At 71.1% G+C, this 22,887-nt stretch carries 12 protein-coding genes; 2 read left to right on the top strand and 10 right to left on the bottom strand.

Annotated elements, in window-relative coordinates:
- Positions 1-314: 314 nt before the first annotated feature.
- From WME83_RS51195 to WME83_RS51150, 10 genes are all read right to left on the bottom strand, one after another.
- A complete protein-coding gene (locus tag WME83_RS51195; protein WP_437316996.1) occupies positions 315-830 on the bottom strand; it encodes a hypothetical protein in 516 nt (171 codons plus the stop codon).
- A 350-nt stretch (positions 831-1,180) separates the two neighbouring features.
- A complete protein-coding gene (locus tag WME83_RS51190; RefSeq protein WP_437316995.1) occupies positions 1,181-2,245 on the bottom strand; it encodes a hypothetical protein in 1,065 nt (354 codons plus the stop codon).
- Between the two features lie 7 nt (positions 2,246-2,252).
- The gene (locus WME83_RS51185; RefSeq protein ID WP_437316994.1) at positions 2,253-3,818 is read right to left on the bottom strand and encodes a protein kinase domain-containing protein; all 1,566 of its coding nucleotides are present in this window, start codon (positions 3,816-3,818) and stop codon (positions 2,253-2,255) included.
- 204 nt (positions 3,819-4,022) lie between these two features.
- Positions 4,023-5,075, bottom strand: a complete 1,053-nt coding sequence (locus WME83_RS51180; protein WP_437316993.1) for a DUF1566 domain-containing protein — start codon at positions 5,073-5,075, stop codon at positions 4,023-4,025.
- A gap of 747 nt (positions 5,076-5,822) precedes the next feature.
- A complete protein-coding gene (locus WME83_RS51175) occupies positions 5,823-12,353 on the bottom strand; it encodes an RHS repeat-associated core domain-containing protein (protein ID WP_437316992.1) in 6,531 nt (2,176 codons plus the stop codon).
- A 1,053-nt stretch (positions 12,354-13,406) separates the two neighbouring features.
- Positions 13,407-13,883: a hypothetical protein gene (locus WME83_RS51170; protein WP_437316991.1), complete on the bottom strand. Its 477-nt coding sequence runs from the start codon at positions 13,881-13,883 to the stop codon at positions 13,407-13,409.
- Between the two features lie 212 nt (positions 13,884-14,095).
- Positions 14,096-15,217, bottom strand: a complete 1,122-nt coding sequence (locus tag WME83_RS51165; RefSeq protein WP_437316990.1) for a formylglycine-generating enzyme family protein — start codon at positions 15,215-15,217, stop codon at positions 14,096-14,098.
- The gene (locus WME83_RS51160) at positions 15,214-17,460 is read right to left on the bottom strand and encodes a M20/M25/M40 family metallo-hydrolase (protein ID WP_437316989.1); all 2,247 of its coding nucleotides are present in this window, start codon (positions 17,458-17,460) and stop codon (positions 15,214-15,216) included. The genes WME83_RS51165 and WME83_RS51160 overlap by 4 nt, the downstream gene beginning before the upstream one ends.
- Complete coding sequence (locus WME83_RS51155) at positions 17,454-17,834, bottom strand: hypothetical protein (protein WP_437316988.1); 381 nt, start codon at positions 17,832-17,834, stop codon at positions 17,454-17,456. Before WME83_RS51155 ends, WME83_RS51160 begins: the two co-directional genes overlap by 7 nt.
- A 242-nt stretch (positions 17,835-18,076) precedes the next feature.
- Complete coding sequence (locus WME83_RS51150; RefSeq protein WP_437316987.1) at positions 18,077-20,767, bottom strand: HEAT repeat domain-containing protein; 2,691 nt, start codon at positions 20,765-20,767, stop codon at positions 18,077-18,079.
- A 232-nt stretch (positions 20,768-20,999) separates the two neighbouring features.
- On the opposite strand from WME83_RS51150, the gene WME83_RS51145 reads away from it, so the two are divergent.
- Together WME83_RS51145 and WME83_RS51140 are read left to right on the top strand one after the other, a co-directional pair.
- Entirely contained in the window at positions 21,000-21,545 is a 546-nt protein-coding gene (locus tag WME83_RS51145; protein ID WP_061621161.1) for a TlpA family protein disulfide reductase, read from the top strand.
- A gap of 25 nt (positions 21,546-21,570) precedes the next feature.
- On the top strand, positions 21,571-22,761 hold the full coding sequence (locus WME83_RS51140) for an SUMF1/EgtB/PvdO family nonheme iron enzyme (protein ID WP_437316986.1): 1,191 nt from the start codon (positions 21,571-21,573) through the stop codon (positions 22,759-22,761).
- The last annotated feature ends 126 nt before the right edge of the window (positions 22,762-22,887 follow it).

The raw sequence follows: 22,887 nt of genomic DNA, 5'->3' as shown, positions 1-22,887 counted from the left end.
TCCGCGGTGTGCTGCGCACCGATTCGGCCCGGTACGGTCGAGGCTCCGGCGCTCCAGGCGAAGGGAAGGAACGGCGCCAGAGCACCCGAGCGCGCCGCATCTCCTGGACTGCGACAGGAGAATCATGGTCATGAAGAGCATTGGGGGGGGCGTCGCGCGTCGCTGCTCGCGATCGGAGTCGGCCTCGTCGCCACGGGGTGCGTGGTCGAGGCCGACACGGAGGCAGCCGATGGCTCGAACGACGTCGATGGCGCGGAAGACGAGAGGATCGGCGATCGGGGACGAGGCGCAGCCGGCTCGCGCGGATCAGCGGGCTAGGGGCACGACGGCGCGCAGGAGTTCCAGTAATCCCAGGGATAGATGGTGCCCTGGCACCAGCACGACGCTCCGTCCCAGACCACCTTCCCCGCTTTCTTCACGACGCCGTCGAACAAGCAATCTCCACCGCAGATGGTGCACGTCGCCTGACATGGGCCGGCCGCGGCGCTCGTCGCGACGGCCGCCTCTCCGAGAGGGAGCGCCTTTCGGACGCGCTGCGCTCCGTCGCTGTGGATCTCCTCGACGATCGAGCGCGCGTCGTCGCACGAGCGCTCTGCCTCGGCCCGAATCGCGTAGTCGATCAACTCTGCTTCCGTCAGGCCGCTCTCCGCCAGGGCGATATCGAGCTGTTCCTTGGCGGCGGCGTCTCGAGGTGCGACCGTCGCGGCGCTCTCCTCGGCAGCGCTGGAGTCGGCGGGGCCTTCCCCGGCGTGATCCACAGCGCATGCGGCGACGACGAGACCGAGCCCGCCGAGCGTCATGATCCTCGTGACGATCGAAATGCTTTTCATGGTTCTCCCCTCGATGTCGTTCCCGAGTCGTTCACGCTCGTGTCGAGACTCGGTGGGTCGACGGTCGCATTTGCAGGGCTCGTTCCATGTTGTTCAACACGCGTGCATCCGGCCGGAAGCGCTTGTCCGCGGCCGGACCGCGAGCGAGGAGGCGCCTGGGGCCGAGCAGCTCTTGCCGACTCGGCAAAGCTTGCTTTCGTGCTCGCGGCCCAGGTACGCAAAAATTGCCTACTTCGTCGCCGGGAGGGCGCGACGCCGCGAAGAAGCGACGTGGGGCTCCGGCTACGCTGGACGTCCGGACGAGGACCGACGGTTGCCCACGCACCTGGGCAAGCTCGTCGCTCCCGCCTTCACCACGCGCCTCGTACCCCGACCCGCGCCGGCGAAAGGCCGACTTCCCACCGGATGCCCCCCGTCGTCTCTGACCTGTCCTTCCGCGAAGGTGCGGTGACGAGCAGCACCACGCCTCCCGCGGCCAGCACGCTGCCGACCACGAGCGCCGCCGTCGCCCCGTTCCCGAGAGCCATCGCCTGAGCGCGCAGGTCGAGCCCGATCTCATCGCAGGTGTTCCGCGCGTCGCAATGACCCTCCTCATTGCTTGCGTTCTTCTTTTCGACGGCGAGCGCCGCGAGCACGCCGGTCGCCCCGAGCCCCACGGCCCCGGTGATGACCGCCGCGAAGCCGACAGGCCGCTGCCAGGGGCGCGCCGCGGGAGGGGGCGCGGAGCGCACGGGCGCGGGCGCGGGCGCGGAGCTCACGGGCGCGGGCGCGGAGCTCACGGGCGCGGGCGCGGAGCTCACGGGCGCGGGAGCAGCTTCCTCCGCCTCGAGCATGGGCACCTCCACGCGCGCGTGCGCGCCGTCCTCGCCGACCACGACCTTGCTCGACCAGGGGCGATGCCCCGGCGCCTTGGCCTCGATCACGTGCTCGCCCCTGTCGACCGCCAGCGCCGTCCCCCAGACGGCGGCGCCGAGCGCGAGCCCATCGCTGGCGATCGAGATCCCTGGCAGGCGGCGGACGGCGTCCGGCAGCTCCACCGTCAAGGTCGCGAGCCTCGGCTTCAAGGCCGCCGCCCGCTTGCCCGCCGCGGCGGCGCGCTGGGTCTGGCCGGCGCGGCTCGCGAGCGCCTCCACGAGCCCGTACTGCGCCCACGCGCTCGCGAGCCGGCCCTGGGCCTCGTAGCACCGCGCGAGCGTCTCCTTGGCCCCGAGCGCCTCGGGGAGCATCTGCGTCGTTTGCTCGAGCTTGGGGCAGGCGCTCGCGTAGTCCTTCCTGTCCATCTCCACGACGGCCTGCTCGAAGAGGGACTGGGCCGCCGCCATCGTCCTCGGATCGGCGGGCTGCGCCCGCGCCGATGCGGGGACGAGCAGCAGGGTCAGGGCGAGCGTGCAGGCACGTGACGGGAGACTGGCCATGATCACATCACCAGAGGGTAGGCCGCTGGGTCGAGGAGCCCGTCCCCCCCGGCCGCGCGGACGGCGCGCGCGCGGCGGCCGGCGCGGCTTTCGCGGTCGGCGCGCCCGAAGGAGCGGGGCCTTGCTGCGAGGCTGCGCTCGCGGCCGCCTCCACCGTGCTGCGCACGGGCGGCGCAGGCGTCGCCCCCTCGACGGGCGCCGCCGCTCCGGCGAGCGCCGCGGCCTCCGCAGGCGCGGCAGCGTCGACAGGCGCGGCAGCGTCGACAGGCGCGGCGGCCGCCGGCGCCGCCGTCGCGGGCGCCGCAGCGGTCCCGGACGAGCGACCGCGGACGAACCACCAGGCTCCGCCGCCCAGAACCGCGAGCCCCACCGCCGCCCCGACGGCCATGGCCGCCTTCCGGCGCGGGGCCGGCGCGCCCCCGGCGGTCCTCCGCGCATCGAGGGCGGGCTCGCGGAGCGTCGGCGTGGGCTCACGGACGGTCGTGCTCGGCTCGACGATCGCAGGCGCGCTCTCCGGCGTGGCCGCGACGTGCGCGGCAAGCGCCTCCCGCGCCTCGATCGAGAGGGTCGCCATCGTGGACGAAGGGCCGCGAGGCGCCACGGACGTCGGCTCCAACGCCAGCGAGGGCACGCTCGCCGGCGTCGAGCCCGGCGCCGACGCCGCGAGCGACCGCGCCGGATGGGCGAGCGTCGCGCCGGCCAGCGCCGCGAAGGCGGCCTTGGGCAGGGCCTCGCGCAGCGCCGCCGCGAGCTCGCCGATGCTCTGGAACCGCTCCTCGGGCCGCTTGCGCATGCAGCGCAGGATCACCGCCTCGACGGACCGCGGCAGGTCCGGCCGCAGCTCGGACGGCAGCGCCGGCTCTGCCTGCATCACCAGCGCGACGAGCTTGAGGACGGTCTCGGCGTCGAACGGCTTTCGGCCCGTCACGAGCTCGTACAGCACGACCCCCATCGCCCAGATGTCGGCCCGCGCGTCGACCGACTTCGCGCATGCGACCTGCTCGGGCGCCATGTACACCGGGGACCCGAGCATGGCGCCCGTGGTGGTCAGCTCCACCTCGTCGACACCCGTTTGCTTGGAGACCCCGAAGTCGAGGACCTTGACGCTCGGGCTGCCGTTCGGGCGGCGGATCAGGAAGAGATTGGCCGGCTTGAGATCGCGATGCACGATCCCGGCCGCGTGCGCCTCGGCGATCGCGTCGCAGGCCTGCAGGACGAACAGCACCGCGTCCTCGACCGGCAGCGGCCCCTCCTCGCGGACGAGGTCCCGCAGGTCGCTGCCCTGGAGGTACTCCAGCACCATGTACGGCGCGCCCGCCTCGGTGCGGCCGACGTCATGGACCCGGGCCACGTGGTCGCTCCGGAGGCGAGCCGCGGCGCGCGCCTCGCGCACGAAGCGCTCGATCTGCCCGGGCTGCTCGGGCGTGGACGGCAGGAGGAACTTGATGGCGAACAGCTCGCCGAGCTGGAGGTGGCGGGCCGCGACGACGAGGCCCATGCCGCCTTGTCCGAGCACGCGCTCGACCCTGTACTTGCCAAGGAGGACGTCACCGATCTTGACGAGAGTGTCCATCGAGCAGGCGCGGGTCCGGGACGGCAGGCGCGAGACCCCGGAAGAGAGGCCCTGCCAGGGGACAGCATCCTTGCCGGGGCAGCAAGGGGTCAGCTCGACGAATGAACCAAGGTCAGGCGATGCCGCCGTGGCCTGCCGTCCGGCCGCATGTCCGAGGACCGGCGCCCGGCAGACGGGCGCGATGGGCCGAGTCACGGGCGAGCTTCAAGGCCCATCGTAAACACAGCGAACGCGGCCGTGGGTCCCGATCCGCTGGTTGGTGGCATACCCCACCCGGAAGCTCACCCACCACGCGCGGAGCTCGGACGGATCGACCGGCGGATCTCGGTTGACGTCGCCGGCGTACGCGGTCGACGACCAGTACCCTGGCGGGGCCGATTCTGGCTCGGGGAACCATTCCCGGTCGATCGCTGGATGGGATGTGGAGTGGTCCACGATCGTTTGCAGCTGTTGGACGGTCGGCAGCCGCCATGATGTGATCCCGGCCAGCTCGAAATCTTCGCAAAACTCCACCGCCCGGTCCTGGGGGAGATCGTCCTTCAGCTCACGCTGCCACGTCAGGCGCGTATCGTTGTCTATCACGGTCTCCCCGGTCACGCCGAGCTCGTACCCGCAGCGCTCTTGGCTCACGGTCTTCTCCGTTCGAACGCAACGGACGCGATTGCGCACCTGCTCTTGGCAGTTCTCGTTCTCGTGTGCCGGATCCTCTTCCGGACTCTCCTCTTCCGGACTCTCCTCTTCCGGCGGACACGCCTTCTTCTCCGTCTCGGCGCTCCCGACATCGCCATCTTCGACGTGTACGCTCCACGCCTGTTTGGGTGAGACGTCCGCCATGGGCAGCGACCAGAGGTAATCGTCGTGGACCGTCCCGGTGAATACGTCCTCCGCGATGGCCGGAGAGCTGGCCTCATAATTCACGATCGAGACCAGCTCGATGCGCGACGGCAGCCGCCAGTCGTCATACCCACCCAGATCGGAGGTCTCGCAGTACACGTTCGCCTCATCCCAGGTGAGCTTGCCCAGCGCCACGCCGCGCTCCCATCGGAGCGACGTCACCGGATCGAGCACGGTGACGTCCGACTCGCCCACATTCCACCGATCCGCCTTGAGGTCGTTCGGGCGCCAATGCGCCCGGCTTTCGTCATCGCAGGCGGGGGCGTCGCGAGGCACGCCCGCATCGATGTCGAGGACCGCATTGCACCCGAGCGACACGCCCATCAAGAGAGCCGCTCCACCCGTCCCGATGCCGAGCTTCATGGCTCTCTCCGTCCGCGCACGAGCGAGTTTTCGCTCTGAAGCCATTCCCATGTGATCCTCTCGGAAAACGTGCGCCTTCGGCGCTGCGCCTTTGCGCGAACTCTCTCCGGATCGCTGTGTCAAGCGACAGTAACTTCTTTACTGACGCTCCACAATCGCTGAGATCCTGCTTCATAGAGGACGCCCCGGCGCAGGCGCACCGTGGGTGAGTCCGACTTGGTGCGGTGGATGTCAGGTCACCGTTGCCCACCACAGTTCGTCCAGCGATAGGGCCCCATAGTCGATGCTCTCCGAGACCTCGCGCTTCATAGCGGACACCCCGGCGCACCGTGGATGAGACCCGTTCCGGTCAGGACACGGTTGCCCACCACAGATCGTTCATCGACAGGTCTTCGTAGTCGACGTTTCGCGAGATTTTGCGTCCAAACACCTCCTCAAGAAGCTCTGGGGAAATTCGATATATATGTTCGTGCATGTGCCTGAATTGGATCCATGTCACAGCGCTCGGTAGCTCCGCGATCGGGACGTCATCCCGGGCTGCACCTATCGGAACACACGCACACACAAGAGCCAAAACCTTATTGTCAGCGTCGAGAACACGGCCCCACTGCTCATCGCCAGGCTCCCAGTCCATCCAGGAGCCTGGCGAGCGTGCTGCCAGCGCTCGGAGGGTCTCGCGGACCTTCTCACGCGTCCAATTCGCCGACGCCGCGTGCCCGTACCGGAATACATCGCTGAGATCCTGTTTCATAGCGGACTCCCCGGCGCACCGTGAACGAAACCCGTTTCGGTGCGGTAAAGGTTCAGCACATTCGTTCTCTGACCTGTCCCGGCATGCACTCCGATATAATCGTCGAAAACAATCCTTGCCTTGCTATTGTCGCTTCCTCTCCACAGGTTTGCCTGATCGGCATAATCCGCCGCATCAAGGACGAGTTGCTTCTCGTTCACTCCGTACAAGAACTGGCTCCTGCCTTCGGCAAGGCTGCCTACCGTATGAGGAGCCATGCCCAGCTCGTCAAGAATGTAACGGCCGTTCGTCAGCTGCCCGTGTCTGTTCTTGAAGACCCCCCTGCTGACGAGCCAACCTTCTCCCGTCGCCACCCTCGTCGCCAAGGCTCTTCCGCTCACCGCCGTGAGTCCCTCGCCGAGCCCGACGGCCGCGCCCAGGGTGAGCACGACCGCCTTGGTCCCCGCCGCGCCCGCGGCGCGGTAGTCGCCTCCCACGGCCGCGAGGACTGTGTCCGTTCCGGCCCTCAGCGCGTGGTACAGGGGATTCACGGCGTTCAGCGCCCCGACCACGCCGTCCTCCTTGTACCCGTCCCACATCGCAGTCCCGAACTCGTAGGCGCCGTAGCCGCCGAACGTCAGCGCGCTGAGCACCAGCGACCGCCCGAGCTCGATGGTGAGCTCGCCGAGGCCTTCCCCGACGCCGAGCAGGCCCTCGCCCACCACGCTGCCGACCGTGCTTTGATCCGGCGTGGATGCCGCCGGTTCGGGCACGTACCCCGAGCTCGTTCCGTAGATGTTCACGTCGACAGGAGGCGCGACGACGCCGACTTCGGCACCCGTGGTGTTGGTATCGCTATCGGACTGCGCCTTTTGCTCCGGGCGCTTGCCGACGGCAATCTCTTCCGGCCCCCAGCCGAGCCTCTCCCACGGGATGTGCATGACGGGCGGTGGCCGTGACGCATCCCGGTCCTCCGGAGACGCCTCCTGGAAGCCGTTCGGATCCACGTACGCCAGCGGGTTGTTGAGGACGTAGCTGTACGGATTGAGGCTCTGCCCGGACAGCGGATTCGCAACAAGCGGATCCGGCGTCAAGAAGCGCCCGATCACGGGATCGTACATCCGTCCCCGCATGTTGATGAGCCCGAGTTCGCCGTCGCCCTCGTGCCCCGTGAACCCCTGCCGGACAGGGGAGCTGCCGAACCAGCCCGGAGCCGCGCTCTCCCAGCTCGGCCAGCGGCGCTTGCCCCACGCCTGGTAGCTGCGCCGCTCGTGCACGCCGCCGGTGGTGTCCGTGATCACGTCGATCGAGCCCAGGTTGTCGCGATGCAGGTACAGCGTCGTGCCCGGCGCCCCCGCGGCGCGCGTCACGAGCGCCACCTGCCGCCCGTTCACCAGCACGGAGTACCGGTGCTCGACGCTCGGCTCGCCAGCGCCCGGAGCGAGCCGGGTGACCCGCTCGTACAGGTCGCCCACGTAGAGGGTCACCTCGTCCGGCGTCGTCTTCCGGATGCGGTTCTGATCGCCGTCGTAGTCGAGCTCGATCGTCGCGCCACCGTCGAGCGTGAACGTCTCCGGCTTGTCGAACGGCGTGTACGAGACCGTCGCGCCGGGCCTCGAGATCTGGTTGCCGACGGCGTCATAGCCGTAGAACCTGTCCCCCGCCTGGACCACCGCGTGCGGCTGGTCGGGGTCGTACTCGTACGTGCCGATGCCCACCTTGGAGTCGATGTTGCCATTCGGCGCGTACGTGTCCACGAACAGGCAGCGGGGCAGATCGCGGAACTGCGAGCACCTCAGGCGATCGAGCTTGTCGTAGAAGAAGTACTCCGTCTTCGTCTGGCGTAGGTCCTTCCTGGTCTCGAGGTTGAGCCTGTCGTCGTACGTGTACGCCAGGTTCTGGAGCTCCACGGCGCCCTTCGTCGTGCGCAGGCTCTCCAGGCGGTTCTTCGTCGCGTGGTACGAGCGCTCGGTGACGACGCCGTTGCCGAACTCCTCGGTCCGGATCCGCCCGGCCCGGTCCGTCTCCTTCAGCGCCCAGTACGGATCGCCGGTCTCGGCGTTCCGCGCCTCGAGGACGTGGCCGTGCGGATCGAGCTCGTAGAGGACCGAGAACGGCTCCCCGCCGTCGCTCGCGGGGTACGAGATGAGGTTGAGTTGGTTCGAGGGGGTATAGCCGAAGGTCGTCGTGAACGTCTCGCCCTCGAGCGCCAGCCGCTTGGTCTCGAGCCGCCCGAGCGGGTCATAGGTGTAGGTCGTCTTGTGATGCTCGGGGCTCTCGACCTCGGCGATCTTGCCCTTCCCCGTCGCCCCGCGGTCCCACGTCCACGTGGTGCGGTAGGTGCTATCGCTGCCCTCCTCCTTGTCGACGCGCGCCGTCATGCGGCCGAGGCGATCGTACTCGAACCAGCGCTCCCGCCCCAGCGCGTCCTTCGCGTACGTCGGCAGCCCGAACCCGCTGTAGTGCGAGATCGTCTCGCCGCGGTCGGGATCCGTGAGCTTTCGCACGCGGCCGTAAGCATCGCGCTCGGTCGTCGTCACCGCGCCGCCCGGATCGGTCACCGTCCACAGCCCGCCGAACGGTCCGTAGCTATAAAGCGTCTCCCCCAGCATCGCGTCGGTGATCGACACCGGCCGGCCGAGCGCGTCGTTCTTGATCGTGGTCGTCACGCCGCGTGGACCGTCCACCTCGACGGTCGTGCTCAGGTACGTGTACCTCGTCGTGGTGCCCCACGGCGTCCGGTGCGTCTTGATGCGGCCCATGCCGTCGTAGGTAGTGTCGTCGTAGCGCAGCGCATCGCGCGGCGTGTCCTCGCCGGCGGGCAGCGATCGCCGCGCCACACGCTCGCCCAGCGCATCGAAGACGATCTCCTGCATGACGCGCTCGTCGGCGCCGGCGCCCGCGTCGGAGCGATGCGTCCACCACCGGACCGGACGCCCGAGGCTGTCGAGCTCTACAGTGTCATCGCGACCGCCGGTCTCCTGCGTTCGCACCTTCACGTTCCACTCGGTGCCGGACGCGCCGCCGTCCTTCGTTCGCGTGAACGTGGTGATCACCTCATCCTCCTCGCCCGGCCGGATCTCCTTCGTGACCCGCCCGAAGCCGTCGACCGCCCAGCGCGTGACGAGGTGGTTCGGATCGACCAGCGCCGTCCTGACGCCGAGGCCGGGGTCGAACTTCATCCGCGTGACGTGCCCCTCCGCGTTCGAGCGCGCGTACGGGAAGATGCGCTCTTCGTCGTACGAGATGCAGGAGTTGCGGCGCGCGCCGAACGCATCGACGGAGCGGGTGATCCCGAGGTTGCCGTACACGTCGCGCGTGTACGTGAGGTGGAGCTCCGTCTGCGGGTCGCCCTCGGTGCCGACGGACTCCCGGATGACCTGTCCGCGCGTGTTGTACGTGCGCGACATCGTGCGGCACTGGTCGATCCCCGAGGCGCTGCTGCACTCGCTCACGGCGTCCAGCTTGCCGATCAGCCATGCAGCGGTGTCGTTGGTGTACTTCCGCTTGACCAGGAGCGAGAAATCCGCCCCCGCCGTAGACGACGACTCGGCGAGGATGTTGCCGAACTCGTCGTAATGGCCATAGGCGATCGTCGCGTCGCTCATGAGGATCGGCGGGAACCCCGCCCGGTCGATCGCGTACGCCTCCAGGCTCTGCTCTCCGGCCGGCGAGTACTCTCCCTGTCCCCTGACGTCCCTGCGGAAGACCGGCAACGTGAAGTACGTGCCGCCGCCGTTCGTCTTGACGGTCTGGATCAGCGAGCTCGTGTGCGAGAGCTCGACGATCCCGGAGGGCGCTTGATCATGGGTCTCGGGAGGGCTGTAGCGCACCTCCCGCATGACCTGATGCGCGTAGGGGAAGACGTTGAGGTCCTTGTCGAACGTCACGTTGTCATAAAACTCCACGGTCCCGGAGCCGGTGTCGAGATCGCGCACGATCCGCTTGCCGAAGCCGAGGAAGCCACGGCCGAGCCGGTGGTAACGGCCGTTCCTGTAGGCGATCTGGAAGCGCCGCTCGGCGTTCGCGCCGTTGTTGAGCGTGTAACCGCTGACCACCGCCCGCGGGCCGAGGGCGCAGCGGAGCGGGTAGGCGCACTGCTCCTTAACGGCGTTCTCCATCGGGTTGTAAATCTTCTGCTCGTCCGGCAGCGGCGACAACCCGTCCGAAGCGTGCGGCGACGACAGGTGGCTGTAGCTGATCGTCACGTTCGGCAGGAAGCCGGGGTCGTCCGGATCGAGCGAGCTCATGCCGTCGGTCACGCTCGCGAGGAGATCCTCGTCCTTGAGCAGGTTCGGGAAGATGCGGAAGAAACGTCCCACCGACATCAGCACATCCTGGACGCCATCGCCGTTCAGGTCCGTCACCCGCGGAGCTTGCGCGTGGGCGAGCGTGACCTCGGAGTCGAGCATGAGGGGCTCGACCGGCAGGTGCGAGTCCACCAGCGTGAAGGTGCCGTCTCCGACCCTGCCCGTCGACTCGAGGATCATCCACGCGGGCACCCCGCCCGGCTCCGCCATCGGCATGAGCAGGTCCTGGCGGCCGTCGTCGTTCCAGTCGATCGGAACGGCGAGGCTCGCGAACCGGTCGGCCTCGAGCCAGACCTCGGGCAGGCTGTTCACGGCAGCGGCGAACCCGTCGCCAGTGTTCACGTAGGTGCGCAGCTGCCGGTCCGGGAGGCCGGTCTGGACCGCGTCCGACAGGCCGTCGCCGTTCACGTCGAGGAAGAGCATGCGGCCGCCGGGGAGCCGGACCGGGAGGCCGGTCGGGGTGATCGACCACGCGCCCGGGCTCTGGTACGTCACCGCGTCGTACGTGGTGCCGAAGGTCACCGTCACGTCGTCGATCCACACCGCCGTGTGCACGAGCAGATCGATCTTGCCGTCGCTGTCCGCGTCCACCGTGTGCAGGTCCGCGTTGCACGGGTACGCGTACAGCGCGGGGATCGGGCTCGGCGCGGGCTCGAACCCCGGTCCGTCCGGGCCGCTGGGGCGCCAGAGGTGCACCCACCAGGCCATGCTGATGCCGTCGTCGCCGCACTGGATGAGGTCGGAGACGCCGTCGCCGTCGACGTCGGCCAGGTGTGCCGAATGCGTCGGGCTCTTGATGCTGCCCGGCGTCCACGCCGACCCGAGCGGGTACATGCGAGCGACCTCGGTGTCGAGGCGCGTGAAGTTGCCCTCGCGCTCCGCGAGGAGGACGTGCCAGTTCGGCCATCGACCCTGCAGGTCGTGCATGAAGATGTCGGTGAGCCCATCTTGATTGTAGTCGATGGGCGTGCCGACCTCGGGCTGAAAGGGTGTGTCCGGATCCAGGTGAGTGACCTCGGCCACCAGCCTGTCCACGTTGAAGGCGGTCGAGACCCCCTCCGACAGCCGGTTCGGAGCGAGGAACCAGGTGGTCAACGGCACCTCGACGTCCTCGTACATCGCGAGCTCGTCGTCGGACATCACGATGTCGTCGAGCCCGTCACCCGTCGCGTCCATCAGCATGCTGCTGCCGCGATCGGAGGTGGGGACCTCGAGCGGCGTCGCCAGCCAGGAGAACCCCTTCGTGCCGTGGTGCCACCCGAAGCGTGTCGGCGGCTTGCACACGCCGTCCGACGCGCACTCCTCGACCTGCTGGAGCAGCCGCCGCCCTGTCGCGGGTGCGTCGTCGAACAAGAAGCGGTAATTCCGGACGAGCGCGTCGCCCGGCCCGAGCATCCGGATCTCGTCGAGGCGCCACGAGCTCCGGAGCTCCATCCCACGCGAGTAGAGCACGCGGCCCCCCCACTGCGGCTCGCCGTACACGAACTCGACGGCGCGCGTCGCCGGGGACGACGGATGACCGGTGTAATCGATCCGCAGCGGCGCGTGCTCGACGGTGTACTTCTCCGTCGGGTGCTCCTCGCTCTTGTACCGCGTGTCCATCGTGTTTCCATAGCGGTCGCTCACGCGCGTCACCCACCACGCTCGGACGACACCGAGTTTGGCCATGACCCGGCCGCTCGGCTCGTTCCCGTACTCGATGATCCGCCCTGACTTCGTGTACGCGCGGAGGTACATCGGGCCCTTTTCCCAATCCCAGCCTTCATAGCTGGCGATCACCTTGGTGAAGGTATCGGGGAACGTGCGGTACTCCACGAGATCCCCCGCCCTGCCCACCTCGACAAGGCGCTTTCCGTCGAGGCAGAGCGCATCATCTTGATCGTAATGAATGGCCCGGATCTCGCCGTCCTGCGCGATCGTGCGCGGGCACCGCGTCACCGCGGACAGCCCCGTCACGGAGAACCCCATGCCGAGCACACCCTCTCCGCCCGAGCTGTCGTAGCTCACCGCGAGCTCCGGCTGCATGCCGGCGCGCCCCGGAGGAACGGCGAGCGGCATCGTGTACGTCGCCTCGCCGGTGCTCGAGGCCGAGAAGGTCCCGCCGATCGCGCCTGCTGCGACCGTCTCGGAGCGCGGCAGGTCGGCAGGGAGCTCTGTGGCGTCGTAGGCCGGGCAGATCGTGCCGAGCAGGTCGTCCTCGGGGTGGACGGGCCCTTCGATGTCGAGGTCTCCATTCAAGAGAGAGAGCCTTGGCCCGAGAGAGAGCCTTGGCTCGCGCGGCGAGTCTGAGCACGCCGCAACGGCGAGCACGCAAGCGGCGAGGCATACCCCCGCGTGCGAAAAGTGATACTTTCGCCAGGCCGTGGCACGGCGTGACATCGCGAAATCGTGCGTGGCCAAAGGCGCACGTGTGCGCCGTCTCGTGTGAATGCTCATGAGATATGCCTGTTCTTGAGGTTCCTCGCTGGCGTCCGGCGGCGTGAGGCACACCCGCGCCGCTCCCCGTCCGCGTCTCGCCTCGTCGCCGCTGCGCCGCCCCGAACGGGCCGTGGGCCGCGTGACGCGCGCCGACAGCAAGAGCGGGGCCAGGATGCGTGGCGATCACGCCGCGCGGCATGAGGCAGCAGACACCGCCTCGAAGGCGGCGGCGTCGCCCGGGACGTGATTCATTGCGGAAGTGCGCAAGCGCCTGCGGGACAACGCCCCCCGGGCTCCGCGCCGTGCGGCGGGCCGGGAGGCAGGCAGGTCGGCTGCCCCGCCGAGACCGGATCCGGTTCCCCGGGCCATGCTCAGCTGCCCCCGAGAGACCGGATCCGGTCGCCCGGGCCATGCTCAGCTACCCCCGAGAGACCGGATCCGGTCGCCCGGGCCATGCTCAGCTATCCCCGAGAGACCGGATCCGGTCGCCCGGGCCATGCTCAGCTATCCCCGAGAGACCGGATCCGGTCGCCCGGGCCATGCTCAGCTACCCCCGAGAGACCGGATCCGGTCCCCCCGGCCATGCTCAGCTATCCCCGAGAGACCGGATCCGGTTCCTCGGCCATGCTCAGCTGCCCCGCCGAAACCGGATCCGGTCCCTCAGGGAAGGTCAACCATCCCGGCAGACCGGTTCCGGGTCGCGGCAGGCAGCTCCGCTGCCCCGAGGGACTGGACGCGCCAGCCCCCCAGGCCAGGTTCGGCTGCCCCGGCGAGCGCCGATCGCCGCGGCGGCGCCGAAGAAGGCGCCACCCTCACGAAAACCAGGGGACGAGACGGAAGCAAAGCGCGGATCAGCGCACGACCACGCGCCCCCTACTGCCCGCCGGGAACGCAGATCGCCGTCGCCGAGCCGGCGCCCATGCACGAGAAGCCCGCCGCGCAGTCGGTGTTCGCGGCGCACGGGAAGGCGCACTTGCCCACCGCCGTGTTGCACTTGTGCGTGCCGCAGACCATGTCGTTCGTACACGGGAGCGCGAGCGGGCTCGGCTGCGCGGTCGTCGCCGGAGCGGTCGTGCCCGGCTGCTGGTACTGCCCAGGCTGCTGATACCCGGGCTGCTGGTACTGCCCAGGCTGCTGGTACTGCCCCGGCTGCTGGTACTGCCCAGGCTGCTGGTACCCGGGCTGCTGGTACTGCCCCGGCTGCTGGTACCCAGGCTGCTGGTTGTAGGCGTTGTACTGCTGGCTCGACGGATCCTCGGCCTCGCTGCCCCGGCACGCGGAGGACAGGAGCCCGAGGCCTCCGAGAGCAAGGACGACCGCCGCGGCCGAGCGGACGCTGGTGAACCACATGGATCGCATCATCAAGGTCTCCCGCAGGTGCGGGGCTTTCCCCGCGTGAGCAGCGGGCCGGTGCCGACCCGCCGCTGAGATCTGAGCCCCGGCCCCCGGAGGAGCAACGGCAGGCCCTTCGCCGGCGAGCGCCGCGTCGCGGGCCCGCTGGACGCGAGCGTACCCCCGGTCGGCGGCCACGCGCCCCCCAAAATGAAGGCGCCACCGCGCGCTCACCGCGGCGCAGCATCCTTGCAGCAACGAAACCCCTGCTCGTAGCCGTAATCCTCTTCCTTGTGGAACCCCACCGTCGGACGGCATCGGCCGCGCATCGGGCCCCACCAGCCGCCCTTGAGCCCGCTCCGATCCGGGGACTTGCGGCCCGGCCGCACGACCCACTCGTTGATGTTGCCGTTGAGGTCGTAGGCGCCGAACGGCGACACGCACGCCGGCATCGAGCCGGCCGGGACGCGCTGATCGAGCCGCTCGAGCTCCGCCTTGCACTTGGGGTGCCGCATGCACCGCTCGTAGCGGTAGAGCGTCAGCTCGCGCTGGCGGAACGGCCGGTCGATGTTGCACTTCGTCGCGTCCCGCACGAACCCGTACGTGTACGGGAGCATCTCCTCGCCCTCGCAGGCGAAGTTGAACTCGTCCTCGGTGCAGAGGCGCTTGCCGACGCCCTCGCACGCCTTGACGGCCTCGCGCCACGAGACGAGCAGCGCAGGGAGCTCGCCCTTCCTGTTGGGCCACTCGTACCGGTCGACGCAGTAACGCATCGGCGCGCGCTTCTTCGAGAGGCACGCGGTCGGCTGCTTGTACTCGAGGCAGCGCTCGCTGACGGTGGTCGAGCCCTCCACGTCGCCGTACGGGCTCGCCCGCCGCGCCTGGTCCTTCTCGAACTCCTTGTGGTGCTTCAGGCAGATCTGCTCGACCAGGGGGCAGTAGTCGCCGTCGACGAGGACCATGTCGTCCGGGCACCCCGCGGAGGTGCCGGGCAGCCCGGCGTCCGACACGCCGCCGTCGGCCGACGCGGCCGCGCCGTCGAGGGCCGCGTCGGCGTCGGACAGCGTCGCCGCGTCGGGCAGCTCCGCGGCGTCGGACAGCGCCGCGGCGTCCTGCGGCTCCGCCGCGGCGCCGTCGGGTGGCGCGGGCTCGGCGTCCGCCGCGGCGCCGGCGCTCGCGGGCGCAGCGGGGGCCGCGGCGTCGGTCGCGGCGGGCTCGCGGCGGTCGCAGCCGAGGAGCGCCGCCGCGAGGCCGCACAGCAGGACGAGGCCCCCCGCGCAGCGCCGGCAGAGGGCCCTGCGCCGCCGGCGCGGAGCGGCCGGCGGCGCGACGCGGCGGCGGCGCCGGCTCATCGGCCGGGGGCGGGGATGACCTTGAGCGGCACCCGGGTGCCGCCGCGCTCCACCTCGATCACGACCTCGCGGCCCGGCTCGAGCTCGCCGAGCGCGAACATGAAGTCGTGGATGTTGGTGATCGCGTGGGCGCCGATGCGCACGATCACGTCCCCCGCCTGCATCCCGGCGCGCGTGGCCGGCGCGTCGGGCCGCACGCCCGTGAGCTTCACGCCGGGCCCCTGGTACGCGTAGTCCGGCATCGTGCCGAGCGACGCGCGGAAGCCGCGGCGCATGTTGCGGTGAGGGTCGGCCGGCGGGTCGGTGAACGCCATCCGCGCGTCGCGCTGCGCGAGGGCGAGCGCCATCCGCGCCGCGAGGACCGCGCAGCGCGAGACGCCCGCGGCGTTGATCTTGTCCGCCGTGTCGCTCGGCCGGTGGTAGTCCTCGTGGACGCCCGTGAACAGGAAGGCGACCGGGACGCGCGACGCGGTGAACGAGGTGTGATCGCTCGCGCCGAACCCCTCGACGCCGAACTGGAGCGCGAGGCCGAGCCCGCGGGCCGCGTCGTCCACGATCGGCTTCCAGTCGGGCGAGGTGCCGAGGCCGTCGACGAGGAGCTTGTCCTCCCGCATCCGGCCGACCATGTCCGCGTTGATCATCGCCACGACGGACTTCGTCCCCTGGAGCGGCGCCGGCGGGTGATCGACGAAGTGGCGCGAGCCGAGGGTGCCGAGCTCCTCGGCGCCGAACGCGATGAACAGCAGGTTGCGGTCCGGCCGCGCGGGCAGCGAGGCGAACCGCCGCGCGACCTCCAGGAGCATCGCGGTCCCCGAAGCGTTGTCGTCGGCCCCCGGGTGCACCGCGTGTACGCCGGGCGCGCGCGAGTACGCGTTGCCGCCGTGGCCGAGGTGATCGAAGTGCGCCCCGACGACGACGTACTCGCCGGCGTGCGGGGAGCCGTCCCGCGCCGGGAGCAGGCCGATCACGTTGGACGCCGGCGCCATCCGCGGGGTGACCTTGGTCGTGATCTCGACGGTGACGCCGTCGAGCGGCTTCGGCCCAGGGGCCTTCGCCGGGGCCTGCTTCGCGGCCGCGGGCTTGGCGGCGGCCTGCTTCGCGGCCTCGGGCTTCGCGGGCGGCGGAAGCCCGGCCGTCGGGAACAGCGCCCGGGCCGCGGAGCGCGTGATCACCACGGCAGGGATGCCCATGCTCGCCGCGTCGTCCGACACGCGCGGGAGCTCGTCGCCCGCCGCGACGAGGATCACGCCGGCGGCCTTGTGCTCGCGGGCGGTGCGGAGCTTGTAGCGGACACTGCCGAAGTCGCGGAGCGCGTCGGCCGGCCGCGGCGACGGCGCGTGATGCGGATCCGCGTGCGCTGCGCCATGCGGGTCCGCGTGCGCCGCGCCGCCGTGCGGATCGGCCTTCGCCGCGCCGCCGTGCGCCGCCCCGGCAGGGCCGGCCTGCGCCGCGCCGCCGTGCGGGTCTGCCTTCGCCGCGCCGCCGTGCGCCGCCCCGGCAGGGCCGGCCTGCGCCGCGCCGCCGTGCGGGTCGGCCTTCGCCGCGCCGCCGTGCGCCGCCCCGGCAGGGCCGGCCTGCGCCGCGCCGCCGTGCGGATCTGCCTTCGCCGCCCCCGCCCGCGGCGCCGCCTCCGCGCCGCCGCCCAGCGTGGGCACGCCGTCGAGCACGACCGCGATCTTCCCCTCGATGTCGCGGCCGCCGTAGTCGTCCCAGGAGAGCGCCGCCGCGGTCACGCCGTGGCCCACGAGCACCGCGGCCCCCGAGGCCGTGCCGCTCGCGCTCCCGTCGGCCGTGACCAGCTTGCCGGCCTCGACGCCCTGCTTCCGGCCCGCGCGCTGCACCGAGAGCGCCGCCGGCGCCACGTCGGCGCCCACCCGCGCCTCGAACGCCTGCCGGTACGCCTTCGCGTCGCCCCCCTGCCCGCCCAGCGGCGCGAGCTTGAGCTCGGCGAAGCGGCGCGCGATGAAGTCGGCCGCGAGCTCGGCGCCCGGCTCGCCGGTGGCGCGCCCCGCGAGCTCGGGCGACGCGAGGTACGCGACGTCCGCCTTGATCCGCGCCTCCGCGGCGGGGTCGAGATCGATCGAAGCCGGCGCGGCAGGCGCCGCGGCGGCGGCCGGCGCCGATGCCGGCGGCGCGGCCGCCTCGCGGGGCGGCGCGGCCGCAGGAGCGCAGGCCCCGAGCGCGGCGAGCAGCCCCGCGACGAGGCCCGGGCGGAGCCCCGCGGCGCGCCCGGCGGTCACCACGGCGAGGCCTTCTGCGCCGCGCGGACCAGCTCGAGCGCGCGGCGCCCGATGTACTCCTCCACGTCGGCGGGCGCGATGTGCCTGTCCTTCGCGAAATCGAACTCGCGCGGCTTGCCGTCGCCGAAGGTCACCCGGACGATCGCCGACTCCCGCAGGAGCTCCAGCGCCAGGCTGAAATCGCCGAGCGCGAGCCGGTGCTTGTCCTGCTCCTGCGAGAGCACGACCGGCTGCCCCTTCTCCTGCAGCCTCTCGTGCGCGAACTTCAGCGACTCGGCCCCCTGCGACACGGCCGACTCCGCGGCCGCGAGCGCCTCGGCGACCCGCTTCTTGTGCCGCGCGAGCTCTTCCGACTCGCGCTCCGCCTTCGATTTCACGGCCTCGATGAGCTCATCACGCCAGGTAGGCACAGTGCACCTCGGCGCGAACACTCTTCCGAAACGCGCGCTTTGTCCAGCCCGACACGCGCCGGCCGCCCGTCGCCAGGCCCTCCCCGACGCGCCGGGCGCGGGCTCGTCCGCGCAGCCTCGACAAAAACAGGAAGCCCGGGATCCCCGGGGGAGGACGGCCTCCCTCGAGAGCTCCCGGGCCCCTCGCCCGATCGCGCAGGCGCGCGCCGCTACTGCACGTCGGCGTTCCCGCCCTTGGCCGGGGCGAGCGCGCTCAGGTCCTCGGCCACGGTGGCCTTCGGGTTCATGAGCTCGTGGAACGCGCGCTTCGCGAGCGCGCCGGTGTCGCCCGGCTCGTGCCGCAGGGCCATGAGCGCGCCCTTCTCCTTCATGAACTTGAGCGTCTCGATCGCGCCCTTCTTCTGCTCGCCGTCGCCGCTCTTGGCCGCCTGGTAGAGCCGGTAGCGCAGGACGACGCGCGTCTCGGAGTGCGGGCCGTTGTCGTACTTCAGGTTGTCGAACTGGGCCTGGAGCCGCTGCCGCGCCCACTCCTGCGGCGCGTCCGCGACCTTCACCCGCGTGATCGCCTCGGCGTTCGCGACGTACCGGTAGAGGTTGCCGCGCTTGAAGTCCTCGTCCGACCAGTAGCCGAACGCGCGGTAGTAGTGGTCCTTGAGGTCGTCGAGCGCGCCCTTGTCGAAGTCGGCGTACATCGCGACCGTCCGCGCCGCGGTGTCGCTCGTGCCGCCGAGGATGAGCGCGAGCGCCGCCGCGTTCCGGACCTCGACGTCCTTGAGCTTCTCGAAGAGCTGGCCCTGCGCCGCCTCGTCGAAGCCGCCGATGCCGATGGCGCGCGCGACGGCCATGCGCACCCCGGGCTCGACGTCGGCCGTGAGCAGCGGGACGAGCTCGCCGGCGGCGCTGGGCACCGGCCGGAGCGCGAGCGCGGACGCGTAACAGGCGCCGATGAGCTGCTTGCGCGGCTCCTTCTTGCTCGCGAAATCCTTCGCCTTCTTCGCCACCTCGACCATCGTCTTGTCGTCGGCGCACCAGGCGAGCGCCTCGCACGCGGCCTGGCGGGCCTCCTCGTGCCACGTCTCGTCCTCGATGAGCTTCGTCAGCGGCTCGACCGCGCGCGGGTCGCCCCACTCGGCGAGCCCCTGCGCCGCGCCGTAGGCGACCGCGCGGAGCGCCATGCCCATCATCGCGAGGCCGGCGCCCTGGAGCCCGTCCTGGGTGATGTCCATCTTCGGGTCCTTCTTCCGCCTGAACTGCTCGAGCAGCCGCGGGAAGGAGGGCTCGTCCTTCATGCGCCCGACGTACCGGAGCGCGCTCTGCGCGGTCTCGAACGCCGCCGGGAACGGCGGCTGCTGCCCCTCCTTCGGGAGCGGGTCCGTCGGGAAGGCCCAGTCGCGCATGTCCTTCAGGATCTTCTCGGAGCGGATCGTGGCGAGGAAGCGCAGGCCGTTCGCGTGCGGCTGCGGGCGATCCTTGAGCCACAGGATGACCGGCGACTCGGCCGCGGCCTTGAGCTCGGCGGCCTTGTCCGCGTGGATCGTGGCGAGGTCGGCGAGCATGCGGGCGCCGACGACGCGCGGCAGGTCGGTGCGCGACAGGTGCCCGCCCTCGTCCGCCTCCCAGAACTTCTCGAGCTTGTAGAGCTTGAGCGGGTCGGCCAGCATCCGCTCGCCGATGTACTTGGCGCCGCGGATGTCGCCGACCTCGGCGAGCCGCGTCCCCGCCTCGCCCTGCCAGTGCAGCGGCGGCTTCTTCGCCTCGATCCACTTCACGAGCGGGTCGGCCGCGCGCGGATCGGCGAGCTCGCGCAGCATCTCCATGATCTGCTTCGTCTGGAACCAGGTCGTCTCCTCGGGGTCCGACTTCACGCTGTCGAGGGCGAGGACGAGCCCCTCGCCGCCGATGCCGTCGCGCAGCGCCTCGAGGAAGCGCTGGCGGCTGTCCTTGTCGGCGTTCGAGAGCGCCTCGAGGAGCGGGGCGCGCGCCGTCTCGTCGCCGATGCGCCCGAGGCCGTTCGCGGCCTCGCGCGCGACCTCGACGTCCTTGTCCTTCACGAGCGTGATCAGCGCGCTCGTCCACTTGGGCTCGGCGTTGCGCGACAGGACCGTCGCGACGAGCTGCCGCACCGACGCGCTCTCGTCGCTCGCGAGCTTCGCGAGCTCGTCGAGCGACACGAGGCCGGCGAGCTTCTCGGGATCGAAGGCGATGCCGCCGCCGAGCCGCTCGACCTTCGAGAGGAACCCCTTGCGGTACTGGTCCATCGCGTCCTTGAACGCGGCCGGCTCCTTGAGCTCGACGAGGGCCCAGACGATCTGGGGCCGGTCGCTCTCGTCCGCGACCTTGAGCGCCTCGAGCAGCGCGGGCTTGGCGCTGTCGGCCTTGGGCGAGCCGTAGTAGGCGAGCACCTGCGCGGCGACGCCCTTCACGCGGTGGTCCGGGAGCGAGAGCGCCGTCGTCGCGTGCGTGACGCCCTCGGGGTCGCCGGCCCACGCGAGCTGCATGAGCGCCTCCTGCTGGAGTGACGGCTCGGCGTTCGAGGCGGCCCACTTCCGCCAGAGGGGCAGCTGGTCCTTCTTCGGCAGGACGAAGATGTTCTTCTTCTCCTTCGAGATGGCGTCGACCGTCATCTTCTGGCTGTCCTGCTTGACGCCGAACCAGATGGCGCCCGCGGCGCCGAGCGCGAGGAGGAGGCCGACGACGATCGACACCGGGCTGAACCGGCCGCGCTTGAAGTTGCCGTCGTCCGCGAAGCCGCCGCCGGCGGGCGCCGGCGGGGCTCCGGGCAGGTCGTTGTCATCGGGGGGCCACTTGGCCGCCCGCTTGGCCGGGGGGAGCCCGGGCGGCGGGCGCCGCCCGCGGGGCCCCGCGGGATTTTCTCGTGAAAGATTCGGACGATCCAGCATGGTTCCTCCAGCGCGCGGGCGACGACGTTACCCGGACGGCGGTGGCAGCGCGCGGCGAACCGCGCTGCGCCCCCGACCCCCACCGGCGGCGGCGGCGGCGTCGCGCGGCGAGCCGCGCTGCGCCCCCGACCCCGGGCCAGGCGGCGCAGCGCCTGGCCGGTCGAGGCGCCGGACCGTACCAGAGCCGCTCGGACGTAGGCCCAAAGATTTGCTATGAAGCCCAGGGCCCCGTATGGCCGAACCCGAGTCCAATTCCGGTAAGATTCTCTACCCTGCAGTCGCGGTGCTCATCGCCCTGAGCGCGCTCTTCGGCCTTGCGATCCTGCCGCGGCTTGCGCCTGGGGTCGGGGGCATGGTCGGCGCGGTGGCCCCCGACGTGACGCTGCCGGTCGCGGCCAACGGCGAGCCCGGCGCGCGCATGCAGCTCGCCGAGCTCAAGGGCCAGCCGGTGATCCTCGACTTCTGGGCCACCTGGTGCGGCCCCTGCGCGGTCCAGGCGCCGATCCTCGACCGGATCGCGCGCCGGTACGAGAAGAAGGGGCTCGTGGTGCTCGGCGTCAACGTGGACGATCCGCCCCACGTGGCCAGCCAATACGCCCTCAAGAAGGGCCTCTCGTATCCGATCCTCATCGACGACGCCAAGGAGGCGTCGGTCCGGTACGGGGTGGACAAGCTGCCGAGCCTCGTGGTGATCGACCGGCAGGGGAACGTCGCGGCCTACCTGACCGGCATCGTCGACGAGGCGAGCCTCTCCGAGATCGTCGCGGCGACCCTCTGACCTCGCTCCACGGACCTCGCTCCACGTGTCACGCCCCTCCCGACCCTCGCGCGTCGCGCTCGCGGCGCTCACCGCGGCCGCGGCCGCCTGCTCCCGCGGCGAGCCCGATCGCGGCCCCGGCGACGCCGCCGCGCCGGCGGCCAGCCCCGCGGCGCCCTCGCCGGGCCCCGCGGCGTCCGGCCCGGGGAGCGCGGCCCCGCCGGCGGCTGGGTCGGCCGGCGCGCCTCCGGCGGTTGGGTCTCCCGGCGCGCCTCCGGCGGTTGGGTCTCCCGGCGCGCCTCCGGCGGCCGGCGCGCCGCCGGCCGGGGATCCGATGGCGATCCACCACGAGGCGCGCGAGGACCTGGTGCGGCTCTTCTCGCTGAAGGAGCTCACGCCGCGGGAGCGCAAGTTCAGGAACCCCGAGCTCTTCCTGGAGAAGAACTTCGGCGGCGGCGGGCCGTCGCGCATCAACCAGGGCAACCGGGCGCTCGCGCGGCACACGCGCTCGAAGGAGCAATGCCTCGAGGGGCTGCGCGGCGTGGTGCTCCAGACGGAGGAGCAGCGCGCCCGCTGCGGCGGCCACGAGAACATGGTGCCCGTCTTCAAGACCGTCCGGGGGAAGGCGCGGCCGGCCGAGTTCTGCATCGACATCTTCGAGTTCCCCAACAAGCCGTGCGAGCTGCCGATGGTGTGGGCGAGCCCGACGCAGGCGGCGTCCGTGTGCAGCCTCCAGGGCAAGCGCCTCTGCACCGAGGACGAGTGGAGCCTCGCGTGCCGCGGCGACCCGGAGGGCGGCGCGCCGCGGACGTACGCCTACGGCGACGCGCTCGACCTCGCCGTCTGCCACACCCAGACGCGGCACCGCGACATCGACGGCACGCCGTGCGACGCCGACACCGCGCGCTCCGCCTACGAGACGTGCGCGACCGACACCGAGCCGGCGGGCGCCTACCCCGCGTGCCGCTCGCGGTTCGGGGTCTTCGATCAGCACGGCAACGTGGCCGAGATCATGACCCGCCGCGACCGGGACGACGGCAAGGTGTACAGCCAGCTCAAGGGGAGCGCCTGGTTCTATGTCGAGGTCGCCCGCGCGCACGACGCCCCCCGGCCGAAGGGGCAGGAGACGTATCCCGATCACTGCTCCTTCAGCCCGCGCTGGCACGTGGAGCCGATGGAGAACGCGTGGCACGTGAATTACCACCTCGGGTTCAGGTGCTGTAAGACGGTCCACTGACGCGCCCGGGCGCCGCGGCGGGGCTCTTTCCGCGCTCACGCGGCGTCTTTCCCCTCGCGAGCGCGCGATCGCGCGGCTGTCCGTATCCACAGGAACACAGGAAGAAGAGAGCCAGTCTCCTCGTGC

The sequence above is a fragment of the Sorangium sp. So ce385 genome, from assembly GCF_051474135.1.
In the GTDB taxonomy this organism is placed as follows: domain Bacteria; phylum Myxococcota_A; class Polyangia; order Polyangiales; family Polyangiaceae; genus Sorangium; species Sorangium cellulosum_D.
The sequence above is the reverse complement of the archived record's forward strand: the minus strand, read 5'-3'. Positions and strand labels throughout refer to the sequence as shown.

Bases quoted from the DNA above. Each gene is read 5' to 3' on its own strand.
- WME83_RS51195 (WP_437316996.1), bottom strand. From the start codon at position 830: ATGAAAAGCATTTCGATCGTCACGAGGATCATGACGCTCGGCGGGCTC.
- WME83_RS51190 (WP_437316995.1), bottom strand. From the start codon at position 2,245: ATGGCCAGTCTCCCGTCACGTGCCTGCACGCTCGCCCTGACCCTGCTG.
- WME83_RS51185 (WP_437316994.1), bottom strand. From the start codon at position 3,818: ATGGACACTCTCGTCAAGATCGGTGACGTCCTCCTTGGCAAGTACAGG.
- WME83_RS51180 (WP_437316993.1), bottom strand. From the start codon at position 5,075: ATGAAGCTCGGCATCGGGACGGGTGGAGCGGCTCTCTTGATGGGCGTG.
- WME83_RS51170 (WP_437316991.1), bottom strand. From the start codon at position 13,883: ATGTGGTTCACCAGCGTCCGCTCGGCCGCGGCGGTCGTCCTTGCTCTC.
- WME83_RS51165 (WP_437316990.1), bottom strand. From the start codon at position 15,217: ATGAGCCGGCGCCGCCGCCGCGTCGCGCCGCCGGCCGCTCCGCGCCGG.
- WME83_RS51150 (WP_437316987.1), bottom strand. From the start codon at position 20,767: ATGCTGGATCGTCCGAATCTTTCACGAGAAAATCCCGCGGGGCCCCGC.
- WME83_RS51145 (WP_061621161.1), top strand. From the start codon at position 21,000: ATGGCCGAACCCGAGTCCAATTCCGGTAAGATTCTCTACCCTGCAGTC.